The 17,943-nt window shown below is 73.0% G+C and carries 16 protein-coding genes; 3 read left to right on the top strand and 13 right to left on the bottom strand.

All coding sequences use genetic code 11. The features are described from left to right. Positions 1–34: 34 nt before the first annotated feature. A complete protein-coding gene (locus ACH4U7_RS04295; RefSeq protein WP_398526515.1) occupies positions 35–1,096 on the top strand; it encodes an aminotransferase class V-fold PLP-dependent enzyme in 1,062 nt (353 codons plus the stop codon). A gap of 180 nt (positions 1,097–1,276) precedes the next feature. On the opposite strand, the gene thpD is transcribed toward ACH4U7_RS04295, so the two are convergent. The 6 genes from thpD to ACH4U7_RS04265 all read right to left on the bottom strand — a co-directional run bounded on the left by thpD (position 1,277) and on the right by ACH4U7_RS04265 (position 6,323). Then, the gene (gene thpD / locus ACH4U7_RS04290) at positions 1,277–2,164 is read right to left on the bottom strand and encodes an ectoine hydroxylase (RefSeq protein WP_398526514.1); all 888 of its coding nucleotides are present in this window, start codon (positions 2,162–2,164) and stop codon (positions 1,277–1,279) included. 5 nt (positions 2,165–2,169) lie between these two features. After that, entirely contained in the window at positions 2,170–2,574 is a 405-nt protein-coding gene (locus tag ACH4U7_RS04285; protein WP_398526513.1) for an ectoine synthase, read from the bottom strand. A gap of 66 nt (positions 2,575–2,640) precedes the next feature. Then, on the bottom strand, positions 2,641–3,909 hold the full coding sequence (gene ectB / locus ACH4U7_RS04280) for a diaminobutyrate--2-oxoglutarate transaminase (RefSeq protein WP_398526512.1): 1,269 nt from the start codon (positions 3,907–3,909) through the stop codon (positions 2,641–2,643). 82 nt (positions 3,910–3,991) lie between these two features. Beyond that, positions 3,992–4,537, bottom strand: a complete 546-nt coding sequence (ectA, locus tag ACH4U7_RS04275; RefSeq protein ID WP_398526511.1) for a diaminobutyrate acetyltransferase — start codon at positions 4,535–4,537, stop codon at positions 3,992–3,994. A 386-nt stretch (positions 4,538–4,923) separates the two neighbouring features. Then, entirely contained in the window at positions 4,924–5,718 is a 795-nt protein-coding gene (locus ACH4U7_RS04270; protein WP_398526510.1) for a hypothetical protein, read from the bottom strand. Then, positions 5,715–6,323, bottom strand: a complete 609-nt coding sequence (locus tag ACH4U7_RS04265) for a SigE family RNA polymerase sigma factor (RefSeq protein WP_398526509.1) — start codon at positions 6,321–6,323, stop codon at positions 5,715–5,717. Before ACH4U7_RS04265 ends, ACH4U7_RS04270 begins: the two co-directional genes overlap by 4 nt. Positions 6,324–6,645: 322 nt before the next feature. Here ACH4U7_RS04265 and ACH4U7_RS04260 point away from each other — a divergent pair, with 322 nt between their 5' ends. Both ACH4U7_RS04260 and ACH4U7_RS04255 read left to right on the top strand, forming a co-directional pair. After that, positions 6,646–7,755: an amidohydrolase family protein gene (locus ACH4U7_RS04260; protein WP_398526508.1), complete on the top strand. Its 1,110-nt coding sequence runs from the start codon at positions 6,646–6,648 to the stop codon at positions 7,753–7,755. A gap of 264 nt (positions 7,756–8,019) precedes the next feature. Then, positions 8,020–8,946, top strand: a complete 927-nt coding sequence (locus ACH4U7_RS04255; RefSeq protein ID WP_398526507.1) for an SCO1860 family LAETG-anchored protein — start codon at positions 8,020–8,022, stop codon at positions 8,944–8,946. Between the two features lie 57 nt (positions 8,947–9,003). Here the strand turns inward: ACH4U7_RS04255 and cobC are convergent, their stop codons facing one another. The 7 genes from cobC to ACH4U7_RS04220 form a co-directional block, all read right to left on the bottom strand. Further along, positions 9,004–10,095, bottom strand: a complete 1,092-nt coding sequence (cobC, locus tag ACH4U7_RS04250; protein WP_398526506.1) for an Rv2231c family pyridoxal phosphate-dependent protein CobC — start codon at positions 10,093–10,095, stop codon at positions 9,004–9,006. After that, the gene (locus ACH4U7_RS04245) at positions 10,085–10,981 is read right to left on the bottom strand and encodes a sirohydrochlorin chelatase (RefSeq protein ID WP_398526505.1); all 897 of its coding nucleotides are present in this window, start codon (positions 10,979–10,981) and stop codon (positions 10,085–10,087) included. Before ACH4U7_RS04245 ends, cobC begins: the two co-directional genes overlap by 11 nt. A 109-nt stretch (positions 10,982–11,090) precedes the next feature. Continuing rightward, the gene (locus tag ACH4U7_RS04240; protein ID WP_398526504.1) at positions 11,091–11,612 is read right to left on the bottom strand and encodes a cobalamin biosynthesis protein; all 522 of its coding nucleotides are present in this window, start codon (positions 11,610–11,612) and stop codon (positions 11,091–11,093) included. A gap of 48 nt (positions 11,613–11,660) precedes the next feature. Beyond that, the gene (locus tag ACH4U7_RS04235; RefSeq protein WP_398526503.1) at positions 11,661–13,073 is read right to left on the bottom strand and encodes a cobyrinate a,c-diamide synthase; all 1,413 of its coding nucleotides are present in this window, start codon (positions 13,071–13,073) and stop codon (positions 11,661–11,663) included. Positions 13,074–13,159: 86 nt separating this feature from the next. Beyond that, positions 13,160–13,765: a cob(I)yrinic acid a,c-diamide adenosyltransferase gene (gene cobO / locus ACH4U7_RS04230; protein WP_089511242.1), complete on the bottom strand. Its 606-nt coding sequence runs from the start codon at positions 13,763–13,765 to the stop codon at positions 13,160–13,162. After that, positions 13,765–15,969, bottom strand: a complete 2,205-nt coding sequence (locus ACH4U7_RS04225; protein WP_398526502.1) for a putative cobaltochelatase — start codon at positions 15,967–15,969, stop codon at positions 13,765–13,767. Before ACH4U7_RS04225 ends, cobO begins: the two co-directional genes overlap by 1 nt. Next, entirely contained in the window at positions 15,966–17,648 is a 1,683-nt protein-coding gene (locus ACH4U7_RS04220) for a cobyric acid synthase (RefSeq protein ID WP_398526501.1), read from the bottom strand. The genes ACH4U7_RS04225 and ACH4U7_RS04220 overlap by 4 nt, the downstream gene beginning before the upstream one ends. Between the last annotated feature and the right edge of the window lie 295 nt (positions 17,649–17,943).

The raw sequence follows: 17,943 nt of genomic DNA, 5'->3' as shown, positions 1-17,943 counted from the left end.
ACGCGGGGGTGGGCGCCTCTCATAGTGGGTGGACATGGAGCCCTTGGGAGGCGCGGAATTCGCGCCGCAGACGACGTACCTCAACACCTCCTCCACCGGTCTGATCCCCGCCCGGACCGTGGCCGCCATGAAGCAGGCCCTTGACGCCGCCGCGGGCGGAGGGCCCGCCGCCGACCTGGCCTGGGAAGCGGTGGAGGAGGCGCGCGCCGCCTTCGCCCGGCTGACCGGGGTGCCGGCCCGGCGGGTCGCGGCGGGTGCCTCGGTCGCCGTGTACGCGGGGCTGGTGGCGGCCTCGCTGCCGTCCGGCGCCAAAGTCCTCGTCGCCGAGGGCGACTTCAGTTCACTGGTGAACCCCTTCACCATGCGCCGCGACCTCAAGCCGCGCGCCGTCCCGCTGGAGGCCCTGGCGGACGCGGTACGCCCCGGCACCGCCCTGGTAGCCGTCAGCGCCGTGCAGTCGGCGGACGGCCGGATCGCCGACCTCGACGCCATCCGGGCGGCGGCCCGCGCGCACGGCGCCCGGCTCCTGGTCGACAGCAGCCAGAGCCTCGGCTGGCTGCCGCTGAACGCCGACGACGTGGACTACACCGTATGCGTCGGCTTCAAATGGCTCATGTGCCCGCGCGGCGTCACCTTCCTGACCGTGCCCGAGGACTTCGGCGGGCTCACCCCGGTCTTCGCCGGCTGGGCGGCCGGCGAGAAGCCCTGGGACAGTTGCTACGGACCGGTCGAGGAACTGGCGCACTCCGCCCGCCGCTTCGACCAGAGCCCCAGCCTCCTGTCGTACGTGGGCGCCGCGCGCTCCCTCGCGCTCGTCGAGGAACTGGGCACCGCGGCCATCGGCGCCCACGACCGCGCCCTCGCCGACCGCTTCCGGGCCGGGCTCACCGCGCTGGGGCACCACTGCGTGCCCGCCCCGGGCTCGGCGATCGTGTCCGTACCGGGACTCGGCCACGCCGCCCCCCGCCTCGCCGAGGCCGGCGTCTCCGTCGCGGCGCGCGCCGGAAATCTGCGCGCCTCGTTCCACCTCTACAACACCGAGGCGGATGTGGACCGGCTGCTGGAGGTGGTCGCGGACGTGGCGGCGGGGGTGTAGTGGCCCCGGGGCGCCCGGACGGGCTTGATTTGCCCTGTCGGGCAAATCAAGCCCGTCCGGCGATTGAGGACCGGGGTCTGGGGCGGAGCCCCCGCGCGGCGGAGCCGCAAATCGACAGGGGCCGGGAAGGGGCGGGTAGGGGAGCAGCCCGCCGCAGGCGTCTCGTCCCCCCGGCCGGGGTCAGCGCACGGGCGTGAAGTCGCGCGCTCCGATGAACTCCGGCCGCCGGACCGGCGCCGCGAAGGGCTCGACCGCCGCGTTCTCCACGCTGTTGAAGACGATGAAGACATTGCTGCGCGCGTACGGGGTGATGTTGTCGCCCGACCCGTGCATGGCGTTGCAGTCGAACCAGGTCGCCGACCCGGCCTTGCCGGTGAACAGTCTGATCCCATGCGCGTCGGCGAGCTTGGTCAGCGACTCGTCCGACGGGGTGCCCGCGTCCTGCATCTGCAGCGACTTCTTGTAGTTGTCCTTCGGGGTCGCCCCCGCGCAGCCGAGGAAGGTGCGGTGCGAGCCTGGCATGATCATCAGGCCGCCGTTGGTGTCGTAGTTCTCGGTCAGCGCGATGGACACCGACACCGTGCGCATATTCGGCAGCCCGTCCTCGGCATGCCAGGTCTCGAAGTCGGAGTGCCAGTAGAAGCCCGACGCGCCGAAGCCCGGCTTGACGTTGATCCGGCTCTGGTGGACGTACACATCCGAACCGAGGATCTGGCGGGCCCGGCCCACGACGCGCGGGTCGCGGACCAGGCTCGCGAAGACCTCGCTGATCCGGTGCACCTCGAACACCGACCGTACGTCCTGCGACGTGGGCTCGATGATCGAGCGCTCGTCGGCCCGCACCTTCGGGTCGGCGATCAGCCGGTCGAGCTCGGCGCGGTAGACCGCGACCTCGTCCGGGGCGATCAGCTGCTCGATCGCCAGGAAGCCGTCGCGTTCGAAGCCGCTCAGCTCGGCGGGCCGCAGCGGCCCTGGGGTCCCGGGATCGGACCACACCACCGGGTCCACGCGTGGGGTGACCGTCTCGGAGCTTCCGCGGGTCGGGTACAGGTCAGCGACCGTGGTCATCTGGATCAGGCCTCCTCCGGCTCGGTGATCAGGGGGTATACGCCGTTCTCGTCGTGGTCCTCCCGTCCGGTGATCGGCGGGTTGAAGACGCAGACACAGCGGAAATCGGTCTTGGGACGCAGGGTGTGCTTCTCATGCCCGTCCAGCAGATACATGGTGCCGGGGGCGATCCAGTGCTTCTCGCCGGTCTCGTCGTTGGTGAGCTCGGCCTCGCCCTCGACGCACAGCACGGCCTCGATGTGATGGGCGTACCACATCGATGTCTCGGTGCCGGCGTAGAGCGTGGTCTCGTGCAGTGAGAAGCCCACCCGCTCCCTCGCCAGGACGATGCGCTTGCTCTCCCAGGTTCCCGAAGCGGCCTTCACATGCCGTTCGGTGCCCTCGATGTCCTTGAAGGATCGGACGATCACGGTGGATTGCGCCTTTCTGCTGGGGATCTGACGTGTTCTGATGTGGCCTGATGCGGCGTGCGGTGATCAGGCGGTTTCGCGGACGGCTCGGGCCAGCGTCCGCAGCCCCTCGTCCAGTTCCTCGGGGGAGACGGTCAGCGGCGGCAGCAGCTTGACGACCTCGCTCTGCGGGCCCGAGGTCTCCACCAGCAGGCCGAGTTCGAAGGCGCGGGCGCACACCGCCGAGGCGCGCGTGGGGTCGGTGAACTCCAGGCCCCAGACCAGGCCCCGCCCGCGGTACTCGGCGCCCAGCCGGACGTGCTCCTCGCAGATCTCGCGCAGCGCCTGCTCGACCTGCTCACCGCGGGCGAGGGTCTGCTTCTCCATCTGGCCGTCGGCCCAGTACGTGTCCAGGGCCGCGGCGGCGGTGACGAAGGCCGGGTTGTTGCCGCGGAAGGTGCCGTTGTGCTCGCCCGGCTCCCAGATGTCCAGCTCGGGCCGGAAGAGCGCCAGCGACATGGGCAGGCCGTAGCCGCCGATGGACTTGGAGAGCGTGACGATGTCCGGGGTGATGCCCGCCTCCTCGAAGGAGAAGAATGGGCCGGTGCGGCCGCAGCCCATCTGGATGTCGTCGACGATCAGCAGCATGTCGCGGCGCTTGCACAGGTCGGCCAGGCCGCGCAGCCACTCGGTGCGCGCCACGTTGATACCGCCCTCGCCCTGCACCGTCTCGACGATGACCGCGGCGGGCTGGTTGAGCCCGGAGCCCTGGTCCTCCAGCAGCCGCTCGAACCACAGGAAGTCGGGCACCCGGCCGTCCAGGTAGTTGTCGAACGGCATCGGCGTGCCGTGGACCAGCGGGATGCCGGCGCCGGCCCGCTTGAAGGCGTTGCCGGTGACGGCGAGCGCGCCCAGCGACATCCCGTGGAAGGCGTTGGTGAAGGACACGATGGCCTCGCGCCCCTTGACCTTGCGGGCCAGCTTGAGGGCGGCCTCGACGGCGTTGGTGCCGGTCGGGCCAGGGAACATGACCTTGTACGGCAGGTCGCGCGGGCGCAGCACGGTGTTCTGGAAGGTCTCCAGGAAGGCGCGCTTGGCGGTGGTGCCCATGTCCAGGCCGTGGGTGACGCCGTCGCGCTCGATGTAGTCCAGCAGGGCGCGTTTGAGGACCGGGTTGTTGTGGCCGTAGTTGAGCGCTCCGGCCCCGGCGAAGAAGTCGAGGTAGGTGTGGCCGTCCTCGTCGTACATGTAGCTGCCCTGCGCGCGGTCGAAGACGGCGGGCCAGCCGCGGCAGTAGCTTCGTACCTCCGACTCCAGGGCCTCGAAGACGCTCAGCGCGGGCGGGGTGATGGTCACAGCATTCTCCTGGGAGATGAGTGTGAGGGGGTGAGAGCTTGGGAGGGGCGTGGTGTGGGGGGTGTGGTGCTCAGGTGGCGCGTCAGGCGTGGAAGACGAGGGGGCCGATGCGGTACAGCACCTCCGGCTCATGGCCGCCGTCGGGGAACAGAGCGCCGTCGAACAGCACCTCGCGCTCCACGGCCGCGCCATGCCGCTCGGCGAAGGAGGTGAACAGCCTGTTGGAGGCGGTGTTGTCCGGCGTGATCGTGGTCTCGATGCCATGGATGTCCGACTGCTCGGCGACGCGTGCGGTCAGCCCGTCCAGCAGGGCGGCGGCCAGCCCTCTGCCGCGCCACGCCTGGTCCACGGCGACCTGCCAGATCACCAGGGTCCGGGGGCGCTTGGGGCGGATGTAACCCGTGACGAAGCCGACCGGCTCCCCCTGTGCGTCCCGGGCCACGACCGACGTGGCGGCGAAGTCGCGGCACCACAGCAGATAGCTGTAGGAGGAGTTCAGGTCCAAGGTCCCGGAGTCGCGGGCGATGCGCCAGATCGCGGCTCCGTCCTCGACGCGTGGGGCCTCGAGCGTCAGTCCTTTCGGCATTTCTCTTCGGGCACGTGCAAGGTCTGCTTGTGCGGCGGTCATGCGGCTTGAATTTACCGAGCACAATCTTAAATTGCATTGCGGTGAGGGGTTACCCGAAGGGGGGTCGGTGTGTTATCGCGCGGGGACGCGCGTGCGCACGGGGTGATGGATGAAAAGTGCTGATTTGTCGGGGAGTTACCGGGACGAAACACCCCCCGTGTGGAGTGCGTCACATCTGCGTAACGGTCGGGTGATGTACTCGAATTACAGCGTTTCCGGGTTACGAAATTTTAGCGTTTAGGAGTCCGGAAAGCGGGCAGAAGACGATGGGAACCTGTATTCATAAAGGCGCTCCCTTTATATCTCCACCGGCCACCCAGAATTCACCCGGATTCGGCCGGATTCACCTGGATGCGGCTGGATTCGTCTTCTGGCGTCATCCGCCATCACTTGGCTTCGCGGAATGCGCCTCTGACGGCGAACGCGCCCGAGGGCCCGTTGCCGGAGGCCGAGTAGCTGTCCTCGGTGATGTCGCGGTCGCCCTCCGCGTGGTTGTACTGCCCGGCGAAGACATGCCGACCCGCGGGCACCGTGGCTCCGTCCCTCAGCGTCCAGCGGTACACCAGCGCGTTCTTCTCGCTGCGCACCGAGACCTTCATATCGCCGGTGGGCAGTGTGCTCCAGGAGCCGGTGGTGAGCACCCCACCGGTGTGCGCGACCCGCAGCTCGACGGTCAGCGAGGTCAGCGGCTTGCCGGTCTTGAGGATCACATCGCTCTGCGCCCAGTACGGGTTCGACCCCGGGTCGATCTCGCCGTTCGAGCGAACCACCGGATCGGCGAGGTGGTTTGGACCGACCGCGGTGGGGGAGGCGGTCGGGGTGTGCCGCTGCGACCCGTCGTCCGTTCCCCCTCCGCTCCCGGTGTCCCGCCCCGCGTGGGCCGGCGGGACCGCGGGCTCGCTCGACGTCCGTACGGTCTGCGGCCGCTGGGTCGGCTCGGTGGCCAGCACCACGATCCCCGCGGCGGCGACCGCCGCCGCGAGCCCGGCGACCGGGCCCGCCACGCGGGTCCACGGCCGCCCGGCCCCGGCCCCGCGCCCGGTGTGGCGCCGCTCGTCCCCGGCCATGCCCGCGGTCACCCGGGCCAGCATCCGGGCCCGGTCCGGCCGGTGGGACTCGGCGGCCGTGTGCAGTTCGGCGGCGACATCGATCCGGCCGTGCCGCTCGCGGTGGTCGATCATCGACCGTTCCCTCCCGCATGACCAGGGTGGAGTTTCCGTACGGTCTCCTGCGTGCCCGGCACCGGCTGCTGCCCGCCGCCGTGCGCCGAGCCGAGCAGCCGCTCCAGCTCCGCGATGCCGCGCGAGGTCTGGCTCTTGACCGTGCCCACCGAGATGCCGAGCGTACGCGCCGTCTCCCGCTCCGACAGGTCGAAGGCGTGCCGCAGCACCACACAGGCGCGCTTACGGAACGGCAGCCTCACCAGGGCGGCCTGGACGTCCACCACGGCGGAGATGTCCGGGTCGTCGACGTGGTCGGCGCGCTGGGACGAGAAGAGCGCCACCCGGCGGCGCTCGCGCACCAGGCTGCGGATCCGGGAGCGCGCCAGATTGGCGACGACGCCCCGGGCGTACGCGGCCGGGTGGTCGGCGACCCGTACCCGCTCCCACTGGTGCCAGACGGCGACCAGCGCGTCGGCGGCGAGGTCGTCCGCGCCGTCGGAGCTGCCGAGCAGCAGGTGGGCGAGGCGGGCCAGTTCGGCGTGGTGCCGCTCGAAGAAGTCCCGGAACTCCTCCTGGACATCCGGTGGCCCGGCGGGCGCGAGATCGGCTGTCGGAATGGACACCGGCGCGGACGCCGTGTCGGGTGCTGGAACGGGTGCCGGGGCGGGTGGCAGGTCCGACAGAGTGGCCGCCGGTAAGTCCGGCAGGGGGCTCCTCCCAGCGGTAGCCGGGGGCGCGTTCTCCGGTGACTCCGGCAATGCCGCCGGTGCGGGGCGTACGGCGGCCGGATCATCGGTGGGAGCGCTCACGCGGGCCTCCTCACTTCCCCTCATCCGGTGGGTTGCGTGAGCGTAGCAGCGCTCCTCGTGTTGTACGAGTGGCGCCGTCCCGCCCCCTGGGAACTGGCCGGTCAGCGCGTCGGCGAAGTCTCGTACAGTGCGAGGCATGAGGGATAGCGCGGTGCTGCACATCAAGGGCAGGGTGCTCGTCGGGCCGGAGGCCGAGGGCTCCGCCTGGGACGTCAGGGACGAACTGTGGGTCGTCGACGGGAAGATCACTTACGACCGGCCGACCGCCGCCCGGGACGTGCGGACCATCGAGGGATGGGTGCTGCCCGGGCTCGTGGACGCGCACTGCCACGTGGGGCTCGACACGCATGGCGCCGTCGACGAGTCAACCAGCGAGAAGCAGGCGCTGACCGAGCGGGAGGTGGGGGCGCTGCTGCTGCGGGACGCCGGCTCGCCCGCCGACACCCGCTGGATCGACGAACGCGACGACCTGCCCCGCATCATTCGCGCGGGCCGCCACATCGCCCGGACCAAGCGCTACATCCGCAACTACGCCCACGAGATCGAGCCCGAGGAGCTGGTGGCGTATATCGCGCTGGAGGCGCGGCGCGGGGACGGCTGGGTGAAGCTGGTCGGCGACTGGATCGACCGGGAGGCCGGGGACCTGGCGGCCTGCTGGCCGCGCGCGGAGGTCGAGGCGGCCATCGCCGAGGCACACCGGCTGGGCGCGCGGGTCACCGCGCACTGCTTCGCGGAGGAGACCCTGGCCCCCCTGGTCGAGGCGGGGATCGACTGCGTCGAGCACGCCACGGGGCTGACCGAGGACACCATCCCGCTCTTCGCGGAGCGCGGTGTCGCGATCGTCCCGACCCTGGTCAACATCGCCACCTTCCCCAAGCTGGCGGCGGCCGGGGAGGGGAAGTTCCCGCGCTGGGCGGACCATATGCGGCGGCTGCACGAGCGCCGCTACGACACCGTGCGCGCGGCCTACGACGCGGGCGTGCCCATCTACACCGGCACCGACGCGGGCGGTTCACTTCCGCACGGTCTGGTCGGCCAGGAGGTCGCCGAGCTGGTCAAGGCCGGCCTCCCGGCGACCGCCGCGCTGTCGGCCGCCACCTGGGGCGCGCGTGCCTGGCTCGGCCGCCCGGGGCTCACCGAGGGCGCATCGGCGGACCTGGTGGTGTACGAGTCGGATCCGCGGGCCGATGTGCGGGTGCTGACGGCGCCGCGGCGGGTGGTGCTGCGCGGGCGGGTGGTCGGCTGAGGGGGGCTTGGCCGGCGGGGCGGACGCAGCGGACTCGGCGGCCTCAGGGCACCCGATACCCCCAGGGGTTCGAACGCACCGTCGAGTCACACCCGTTGGGATGAACTGACCCCAGTTGGCTGCCGGTTGGCCTTGCGCGCCGCAAATATTGCGGGGTCGATGCCGTCGGCGCCCGTGGTGTCCCCCCGTGGCGAGTCGCCGACGGCTCCATGTCTCCTGTGGGGGTCAACTCACGTGTCCTGTTCCACCAACAACTACTCAGGCATGCCTGCCCGCCGTCTGGCTGCCGCCACGGCAGCTGCCGCCGTCTCCGTACTGGGCCTGCTGCCCGCGGGTGCGGCGCACGCCACCGATGGCGACGGCAAGGCGGGCGAGTCCGCCAAGACGAGCACGCACACGACGGGCGGAGCCGGCGCGGCCGTACTCCGCGCCGATCTGAACGTCTCGCTGCTCAACAAGACCGTCAAGGCGCCGCTGGCGCTCACCCTGAACGAGGTGCGCGCGCCGGCTTCCGCCAACAAGACCGCGCTCAGCGCGACGCTGGACGGCGTCGAGGGGGGCAAGCCGTTCAACGTTCTGCGCGCGGACGTGGCCACCGCACGTGGCACCGTCGAGAAGTCGCGTGCCGAGGGGTACGCCAACCTCGCACACGCCACAGTGCACCTCCCGGGGCTGCCGGCGGTGCCGCTGATCGAGGTCCAGCAGGTCACCTCGAAGGCGGTGTGCGAGGCCGGAAAGCGGCCGACCGCCAAGTCCAATGTGCTGGGCAGCGTGGTCGTGCTCGGCAAGAAGGTCAACCTCACCACCAGCGGCACGACCACGGTCGATGTGCCCGGGGTCGGCACGGTGCGACTCGACCTGTCGCGCACCTCGACCACGTCCCGCACCGCCGCGGCCACGGCGCTCGAACTGAAGGTCTCGGTGAACCCGCTCAAGCTGAACGTCTCCGAGGTCGAGGGGACGGTCACCCTGGCCGACGCGACCTGTGAGGCCCCGGCCGCCCCGGGCGCGGGCTCCGAAATCGGCTCCCAGGCCACCTCGGGCCCGAAGCCGGAACACCTCGCCGAGACCGGCGGCAGCTCCACCACGCCATACCTCGTGGCCGGCGGTGCCGCCCTCCTCGGCCTGGGCGCCGGCGCCGTTGTCCTGGCCCGCCGCCGCCGCGCCGCGGCACCAGGCGACGGAGTCTGACGGACCCGGTCCGGGGCCGGCCAGGGCGCCGGGCGGGCTCCCGCCCGGCGCCCTGGGTCAGCCTTCGGCGAGTGCCTTCGCCAGGGCGGTGATGAAGCGGTCGGTCGTGGCCGGGTCGCGGACCGCGAGGCGTAGCCAGTCCGGGCCGAGGCCCGGGAAGGTGTCGCCGCGCCGCACCGCGAAACCGAGCTCGCGCAGCCGGGCGCGGATCGCGGTGGCGCTCGGCAGCCGGATCAGCAGGAAGGGTCCGGCCGCCGGGGCGCACACCCGGATCTCCTCGAACTCGGCCAGCCGCGCGGCCAGATGAGCCCGGTCGACGGCGATCGTCTCCGCCGCCCGCGCCGCCTCGGCGAGCGCCGGAGCCGCACAGCACGCCTCCGCCGCCGCCAGGGCCGGGGAGGACACCGGCCACAGCGGCTGCGCCCGCTCCAGGGCCGCGAGCGTGTCCGGCTCCGCCAGCGCATAGCCGATCCGCAGCCCCGCGAGCCCCCAGGTCTTGGTGAGGCTGCGCAGCACTACCAGCCCCGGCACATCGGTGCGGCCCGCGAGCGATTCCCGCTCGCCGGGCACCGCGTCCATGAACGCCTCGTCCACCACCAGCGTCCGCCCCGGGCGGGCCAGGGCGGCCACCGCATCGGCGGGGTGCAGCACGGACGTCGGGTTGGTGGGGTTGCCCACCACCACCAGGTCCGCTTCCTCCGGCACCGCGCCCGGGTCGAGCCGGAAGCCGTCGCGCTCGTCCAGCACCACCCGCTCCACCCGGTGCCCGGCGTCCCGCAGCGCGGCCTCCGGCTCCGTGAACTGCGGGTGCACCACGACCGGGAGGCGCACCGGGAGAGCACGGGCGAGCAGGACGAACGCCTCCGCGGCACCCGCCGTCAACAGCACCCGCGTCGGCGGCACACCATGCCGCGCGGCGACCGCACACCGCGCCGCGCGGCCGTCCGGATAGGCGGCGAGGCCGTCGAGCGCGGCGGCCAGACGGGCCTTGAGCCAGCCGGGAGGCGTATCGGCCCGGACGTTGACCGCGAGGTCCGTCAGCTCGGCGCCGGTGCCCCGCACCTCCGCGTCACCGTGGTGACGCAGATGGTGCGGGTCGAACCCGGCGGACGGACCGACGGACACGTCAGCTAGCTGATCAGCGGACATGCGTAGGGGAGTCGGACTGCCGACCCTTCTGCGCGGGCACGGCCACCGAGCCGCCCGTCTCATCCCCCGCCGCTTCCTCGGCCGCGTCACTGGCCGCGTCGGCCTTGTGGTCGGCTTCGTCCCCAGCCGCCTCCCGGTAGCGCTCCATGACGAGCTCCATCAGTTCCTCCGAGGGGCCGGGCACATCGGCGGTCACCACCTCGATCTCCGGGTACGCCAGCGCCCAGCCCTCCGCCTGCTGCTGCGCCCGGTCCGCCGCCGTCCCCGCGAACAGGAAGTACGGCAGCACCACGATGCGCCGCGCCCCCAGCCGCGCACAGCGGTCGAGGCCCGAGGCCACGTCCGGCGCGGCCATCGAGACAAAGGCGGTCTCCACACCGCCGAAGCCGCGGCCCTCCCACAGCAGCCTGGCGGCCCGGTGCACCTCGGCGTTGGACTCGGGGGTCACCGACCCGGGGCCCACCAGCAGGACGGTGGTCTCCGCCCGGTCGGAGGGGGAGCGGCGCGGGCCGTCACCCAGCGCCTCGTTCAGGCGGCGCTCCAGTATGGCCAGCAGCCGGGGGTGCGGACCCAGCGGGCGGGCGCGGACGAAGGACGTGTCGGGGCGCAGCTCGCACTCGTCGGCCAGCGCGGCGGTGAGGTCCTGCTCCGCGCGCTCGGAGGGGATCAGCGTCAGCGGTACGACGGCGAAGCGGGTCACTCCCTCGTCGGCGAGTCCGGCCACCGCGTCACCGAGCGGCAAAGGGCTTTGGCCGGTGAAGCCTCCCGCGACGGGTAGGCCGGGATTGCGGGTGCCCAACTCCCGTACGAAGTCGCGGAAGGCGTCGGCGCGCCTCTCGTCTCGGGTGCCGATGCCTGCGATGAGCAGCGCGGGCGGGGTCGTCACGAGGTCTCCTTGGTGCTGATGGTGCGGGTGGCACAGTGCGATGCGGGAGCTGGGATCCCGCCCCGAGACGTTACTGATTTCTGCGGGCCGATGTGCAGGCAGGTCATCTCTACCCGTCCTGCCCGTGTTTGCCCCGGCGCACGAGACGGCGCGCGATGGCGCATGTGGCCCGCGCGGGACGGCCGCGCGGCTCCGATTTCCGCTTGGCCACCAGCAGTTCGCCCCCGGGCGTGGCGGCGAACAGGGCCGCCGCCTCGGCGACACTGGGCGTCCCCACGGCACTCAGCGCGGCCCCGGACGGGCTCGGTACCGCGACTGAGGCCAGCGCCGCGGCCCCATAACCCCGCAGTGGCACGCCGAACCGGGCCGCCGCCGCGACCAGCCCCGGCTCGTCGGCCTTCCCCTCGACCGTGGCCAACTCCACGACCTCGCACACCGAGAGTCCCGCCTCGTCCAGCGTCCGCCGGATGAGCCCGGTCACCTCCCCGACGGACACACCGCGCCCGGCACCGACCCCGACGACCAGCCCCGGGCACGGCAAGGAGGGCATCGATGCGTTCGGCGCCATCGGCGCCGACGCGGACCCCACCGGCGGTTCGGGGAGCGGCCCCGGCCGTGTCACGCTCTCCACTCACCGTTCCCTCCCATTCCGTTTCGTTCCGCCGTCCACTTCGCCCTCTCATCCACCACGCCGCGCGCAACCGGCCACGAACCGGACCGCCGCGTCCGGCACCGCCGCCCAGTGCACATGCAGATACGACGCATGCACACCGCCCTGGACGAACCCCTCAGCGCGGCGCTCCGGACGGACCAGCCCCCACGCGGGCTCCGGCCCCGCGCCCGGCTCCACGGCGGTGCGGTGGAACTCATGCCCGCGCACCCGGGTCCCCGCCGCCGCGAGTGAACTGTCGCCGATCGCCACCGCCTCGCGGTACCCCAGGGTCAACCGCTCCGACATACGTGCCTCGGCGGGCAGCACTCCGCACATCGGCTCGCCGTCCAGCGAGCGCGCCAAGTACAGCAGCCCCGCGCACTCGGCGGCTATCGGCGCCCCGGCCGCCGCGAGCCGGGCCACCTCCGCGCGCAGCGGCTCGTTCGCGGACAGCTCCGGCGCGAACACCTCCGGGAAGCCGCCGCCGATCACCAGGCCCGCGGTGCCCGGCGGCAGGCGCTCGTCCCGCAGCGGGTCGAAGGGGACCACCTCCGCGCCCGCGGCGGTGAGCAGTTCGGCGTGCTCCGCGTACGAGAAGGTGAACGCCGCCCCACCCGCCATCGCGACAACCGGCCGCCCTCCGCCCTCGGCCGCCCCCACCCCACCCCACGCGAAGGCGGTCTCCCGCTCCGGGTCCCAGGGCGGGTCCGCCAGCGGCGGTGCGCTGCGCGCCAGGGCCAACAGACCCTCCAAGTCACAGCCCTCGCGTACCTGTTCGGCCAGCGCGGCCACGGATTCGACCGCCTCCGCCCGCCGCTCGGCCACCGGCACCAGACCGAGATGGCGGCTCGGGGCATGCACCGCGCGCATCCGGCGCAGCGCCCCGAGGACCGGCACCCCCGACTCGTCCAGTGCCTCCCGCAGCAGCTCCTCATGCCGGTCCGAGCCGACCTTGTTGAGGATCACCCCGGCCAACCGCACCTCGGGGTCCCAGGACGCGAAGCCGTGGACCAGCGCCGCCACCGAGCGGGACTGCGACGAGGCGTCCACCACCAGCACCACCGGCGCGCGCAGCAGCTTCGCCACATGCGCCGTCGACGCCAACTCGCCCTGCCCGGCCGCCCCGTCGTACAGCCCCATCACACCTTCGACGACCGCCAGATCACAGTCGGCCGCCCCGTGCAGAAACAGCGGGCGGATCCGCTCCGGCCCGCACAGATAGGCGTCCAGATTGCGGCCCGGGCGGGCCGCCCGCCCGGAGCGGGCCGGGGACGAGACGGCCAGTGCGTGATAGCCGGGGTCGATGTAGTCCGGGCCGACCTTGTGGGGCGACACATCGAGACCGCGCTCCGCGAAGGCGGCCATCAGACCCGTGGCCACCATGGTCTTGCCGCTGCCGGAGGCGGGCGCGGCGATGACCAGGCGCGGCACGCTCACCACTGAACTCTCACCACCGCTGCACACTCACCATCACTGAACTCTCACCGAACACCCACCATCACCGGACACTCTCCCTTACCGAACACTCACCACTCGATGCCCCGCTGCCCCTTCTGACCGGTGTCCATCGGGTGCTTGACCTTTGACATATCGGTGACCAGATCCGCGAAGTCCAGCAGCTTCTGAGGCGCGTTACGCCCCGTGATGACCACATGCTGGGTCCCGGGCCGGTCGCGCAGCACCGACACCACCTCGTCGGTGTCCACCCAGCCCCAGTGCATGGGGTACGCGAACTCGTCCAGCACATACAGCCGATATGTCTCCGCCGCGAGGTCCCGCTTGACCTGCTCCCACCCCTCGCGCGCCGCCTCCTCGCTGGAGATGGCGTCCTGCTGAGAGCGCTGGAGCCATGACCAGCCCTCGCCCATCTTGTGCCATGCGACGGTCCCCCCTTCGCCCGACTCGCCGAGGACGCGCAGCGCACGCTCCTCGCCGACCCGCCACTTCGCGGACTTTACAAATTGGAATACACCGACCGGCCAACTTTGGTTCCACGCCCGCAGCGCCAGCCCGAACGCGGCCGTCGACTTGCCCTTGCCGACGCCCGTGTGCACGAGCACCAGCGGCCGGTTGCGGCGCTGCCGGGTGGTCAGCCCGTCGTCGGGTACGACGGTCGGTTGTCCTTGCGGCATCAGGCGGCCCTCCAGGTACCTCGTACGGAAACGGTCCGTGTCTCTCGTACGGTCCGTGCGGTGTTTGTCCCGCGCGCGTCGCGCACCAGCGCGGTCATGCTGTCCGCGCGCAGTTCGTCGAGCGTCACCGGCGTCCCGCGCAGTTCGTGTGCCAGCGCGCCCGCCAGGCCCAGCCGGACGGGTCCCGACTCGCAGTCCACCACCACCGAGGCGATCCCGTCGTCCGCCAGCAGCCGGGCCGCGCGCCCGGCCCGGGCGACCGGGTCCGGGCCGCCCGTGGCGCGCCCGTCCGTCACCACGACCAGCAGCGGCCGGCGCGACGGATCCCGCAGCCGCTCGATCCGCAGCACCTCGCGGGCCTTCAGCAGCCCGGCGGCCAGCGGGGTGCGCCCGCCGGTGGGCAGCTTCTCCAGCCGGGCGGCGCCCGCGTCCACCGAGGAGGTGGGTGGCAGCGCCAGGGCGGCCTCGGCGCCCCGGAAGGTGATCAGGCCGACCTTGTCCCGCCGCTGGTAGGCGTCCAGCAGCAGCGACAGCACGGCGCCCTTGACGGCGCCCATGCGCTTCCGCGCGGCCATCGACCCCGACGCGTCCACCACGAACAGCACGAGGTTGCCCTCGCGGCCCTCGCGCACCGCCTCACGCAGGTCGTCACGGCGCACCACGAGCCCGGGGCCCTGCCGGCCGCGCGAGCGCTGGTGCGGTGCGGCGGCCCGTACGGTCGCCGACAGGTGCAGCTTGGACAGGGTGCCGCGGGGGCGGCGCGCGCCGGTGGTGCGGCCGTGGGCCGTACGGGCGCGCGACCGCCGCCCCGCCGCGCCCTCGCCGAGCCCCGGCACGTCGAGCCGCCGGGTCCGGAACGGCTCGGCGGCGCCCACGGCCGCGCGTTCGCCGCCGTGCCCGCCCGCCGCGGCCCCGCCCACGCCCCCGTCGGCGGCATCAGGGACCTGGCTGTCCGAGCTGTTGGATCCGTCGGGGCCGTTGGATTCGTCGGGGCCCGTGCGCTGCTCCGGTACGGACGATCCGGCCGACGGCGGCGCCTGCTCCGGCGCGCCCTGCGGCGGCTGTCCGCCCCCCGGCCCGTCGGGACCCCCAGGCCCGTCAGGTCCGCCCGGTCCGCCCGGTCCCTCAGGTCCCTCCGGCCCGTCCTGCTCGTCCCGACCCTCCGGCCCCGGGTCCGGGTCGTCGTCCCCGCCGCCGGACTCGCGCAGCACCTCGTCCAGCTTGTCCTCGTCCAGCCCCGGCGCGTCGAACGGAGCCCGCCGCCGCCGGTGCGGCAGCGACAGCAGCGCGGCCTGCCGTACGTCCTCGGTGGTCACCTCCGTACGCCCCGCCCAAGCCGCCAGCGCCGTCGCCGTACGGGCCGTCACGATGTCCGCGCGCATCCCGTCCACCTCGAACGCCGCGCACACCGCCGCGATCTGCCGCAGCGCGCCATCGCCCAACCGCACCTGGGACAGCAGGGCGCGCGCCGCCGCCACGCGTTCCCGCAGCGCGCGCTCCTCGTCCGCCCAGCGCGCCGCGAACCCGGCCGGGTCCTCGTCGTACGCCAGCCGCCGCCGCACCACCTCGACCCGTTCGTCGGTGTCCCGCGACGCCGCGACCTCCACCGTCAGGCCGAAGCGGTCCAGCAACTGCGGCCGCAGCTCGCCCTCTTCGGGGTTCATGGTGCCCACCAGCAGAAAGCGCGCCGCGTGCCGCACGGACACGCCCTCGCGCTCCACATAGGAGGCGCCCATGGCGGCCGCGTCGAGCAGCAGGTCGATCAAGTGGTCGTGCAGCAGGTTGACCTCGTCGACGTACAGCACGCCGCGGTGCGCGTCGGCCAGCAGGCCCGGCTCGAACGCCTTCACCCCGTCGGACAGCGCCCGCTCGATGTCCAGCGCCCCGACCAGCCGGTCCTCGGAGGCGCCGACCGGCAGCTCGACCATCCGGGCGGGCCGTACGGTGCCGGTGCCCGGCTCGTGCGGACCGTCCGGGCAGCCCGGGTCGGGCGCGGCGGGGTCGCAGGAGAACCGGCAGCCGGCCACCACGTCGATGCCGGGCAGCAGGGCGGCAAGCGCCCGCACCGCCGTCGACTTCGCGGTGCCCTTCTCGCCGCGCACCAGCACCCCGCCGACGGCCGGTGATACGGCGTTGAGCAGGAGCGCCAGCCGCAGGTCGGCCATCCCGACGAGCGCGGTGAACGGGTAGGGGGTGGCGGTCATGCCTGGGTACCTCCAGCGGTCTGGGCGCGGTGGTGGTGGTCTGGGCGGGGCGGAGGGAACGTCGCCTTCGTAGCCGCTGCCTCCGCAGACGTCGTCTCCGTTGCCGCTTCAGGAGAGGGCAGCGACGGCCCGGGAGGCTGGGGCGGCGCCCCCGGTGGGACGAAGGGCAGTCCGTCCGGTACGCCGTTCTCGATCAGCCGCAGCAGCGCGTCCGTGTCCGCGTGCTCCTCGATCAGGTCGCCCAGCCGGTCCAGCTGCTCCTCGCGCAGCTCCCCGAAGCTGGTGTCGGGCGCCGGGACGAACGCCCGGCCCGCCGCGTCCGCGACCCGCCGCAGGAAGGCGCGCCGGAAGCCGTCGCTCTCCAGCGAGCCGTGCCAGTGCGTGCCCCACACCGAGCCGACCCGGCAGCCGTCCAGGAAGCGTTCGTCCGCGCCGTCCAGCAGCTCGGCGACCCCGTGGTGGATCTCGTAGCCCTCCACCCGCTCGCCCAGCGCTTCGCCGACCGGTCGGGCCAGGGTCTTGTGCACCGCGAACCGCACCCGCACCGGCAGCAGCCCGAGCCCTTCGACGGTCCCGGCCCGCGACTCGACTTCGTCCTCGATGTGTTCGCCGAGCATCTGGAAGCCACCGCAGATGCCCAGCACCGGCCGGCCCTCCGCCGCCCGCCGCGCGATCGCCGCGGCCAGACCGCGCTCGCGCAGCCATGCCAGCGCCCGTACGGTGCCGCGGGTGCCCGGCACCACCACCAGATCGGCGTCGGCCAGCTCCTCCGGCCGGTCCACGAACCGCACGACCACGCCCGGCTCGGCGGCCAGCGCGTCCACGTCCGTGAAGTTCGACATGAGCGGCACGGCGGCGACCGCGACCCGCAGGATGTCCGCGCCGTGCGGCGGCGCGACGACGCTTTCGCGCACCGCCCCGCGCAGCGACACCCGCAGCCCGTCCTCCTCGTCGATGCCGAGCCCGTGCGCGTACGGCAGCACGCCCATGGTCGGGCGGCCCGTCAGGCCGTACAGCATCTGAAGGCCCGGCTCCAGCAGGGTCACATCGCCGCGGAACTTGTTCACCAGATAGCCCGCGACCAGCCGCTGGTCGGCCTCGGAGAGCAGCGCGGTCGTGCCGAAGAACGACGCGAAGACGCCGCCGCGGTCGATGTCCCCGACCACGACGACCGGCAGCCGGGCGGCCCGGGCGAGCCCCAGGTTGACGATGTCGGTGCGGCGCAGATTGATCTCGGCGGGGCTGCCCGCGCCCTCGCAGATCACCGCGTCGTGCGTACGCCGAAGCTCGGCCAGGCATTCGGTGACGGTCCCCAGCAGCGCCTCCTGCCGCCCCGCATGGTAGCCACGCGCGCTCAACTCGCCCACCGGCTTGCCCAGCAGCACCACTTGGCTGCTGCGGTCGCTGCCGGGCTTGAGCAGGACGGGGTTCATCAGCGCGCTCGGCTCGACGCGCGCGGCGGCGGCCTGCATGGCCTGGGCGCGGCCGATCTCCGCCCCGTCGCGGGTCACGAAGGAGTTGAGCGACATGTTCTGCGCCTTGAAGGGCGCGACGCTGACGCCCTTACGGCTGAGCCAGCGGCAGATTCCGGCCGTGACGACGCTCTTGCCCGCGTCCGAGGTCGTACCCGCGACGAGCAGCCCGCCGCCCGGCGCACCCCCGCCCTGTATCCCGCTCATCCTCAGTCCCTCCCCGCGGCCGTCGGCCGCACCGTCGCCGGATCGCCGGACCGGCCCGCGCCGGGTGCCTCGTATGAGCGTGTCTTGGCGCGCTGTGCGTGCTGGACCGAGGAGCCGCGCAGCGACGGAGGAGCGAGCGGTGACGAAGGAAGCCCGCGCGTTGGAGCGCGCCGGGACTGAGCGGGAGGGAGGGGCATGGACCGTGCCCAGCGGGCGAGCGCGCCATGTGGGGCCCGCGCGGCGGGTACGGGCGCGGCACCGGGCCGCGCGGCCGTACCGGCCGACCTCGGCGCCA

Source organism: Streptomyces sp. NPDC020845, from assembly GCF_044334165.1.
In the GTDB taxonomy this organism is placed as follows: Bacteria; Actinomycetota; Actinomycetes; order Streptomycetales; family Streptomycetaceae; genus Streptomyces.
This window is presented reverse-complemented; position numbering and strand designations above follow the sequence as displayed.

What these genes read in the sequence shown, in the direction of transcription:
- ACH4U7_RS04295 (WP_398526515.1), top strand. Translation starts at nt 35, where the DNA reads ATGGAGCCCTTGGGAGGCGCGGAATTCGCGCCGCAGACGACGTACCTC.
- thpD (WP_398526514.1), bottom strand. Translation starts at nt 2,164, where the DNA reads ATGACCACGGTCGCTGACCTGTACCCGACCCGCGGAAGCTCCGAGACG.
- ectA (WP_398526511.1), bottom strand. Translation starts at nt 4,537, where the DNA reads ATGACCGCCGCACAAGCAGACCTTGCACGTGCCCGAAGAGAAATGCCG.
- ACH4U7_RS04270 (WP_398526510.1), bottom strand. Translation starts at nt 5,718, where the DNA reads ATGATCGACCACCGCGAGCGGCACGGCCGGATCGATGTCGCCGCCGAA.
- ACH4U7_RS04260 (WP_398526508.1), top strand. Translation starts at nt 6,646, where the DNA reads ATGAGGGATAGCGCGGTGCTGCACATCAAGGGCAGGGTGCTCGTCGGG.
- ACH4U7_RS04255 (WP_398526507.1), top strand. Translation starts at nt 8,020, where the DNA reads ATGCCTGCCCGCCGTCTGGCTGCCGCCACGGCAGCTGCCGCCGTCTCC.
- cobC (WP_398526506.1), bottom strand. Translation starts at nt 10,095, where the DNA reads ATGTCCGCTGATCAGCTAGCTGACGTGTCCGTCGGTCCGTCCGCCGGG.
- cobO (WP_089511242.1), bottom strand. Translation starts at nt 13,765, where the DNA reads ATGCCGCAAGGACAACCGACCGTCGTACCCGACGACGGGCTGACCACC.
- ACH4U7_RS04225 (WP_398526502.1), bottom strand. Translation starts at nt 15,969, where the DNA reads ATGACCGCCACCCCCTACCCGTTCACCGCGCTCGTCGGGATGGCCGAC.
- ACH4U7_RS04220 (WP_398526501.1), bottom strand. Translation starts at nt 17,648, where the DNA reads ATGAGCGGGATACAGGGCGGGGGTGCGCCGGGCGGCGGGCTGCTCGTC.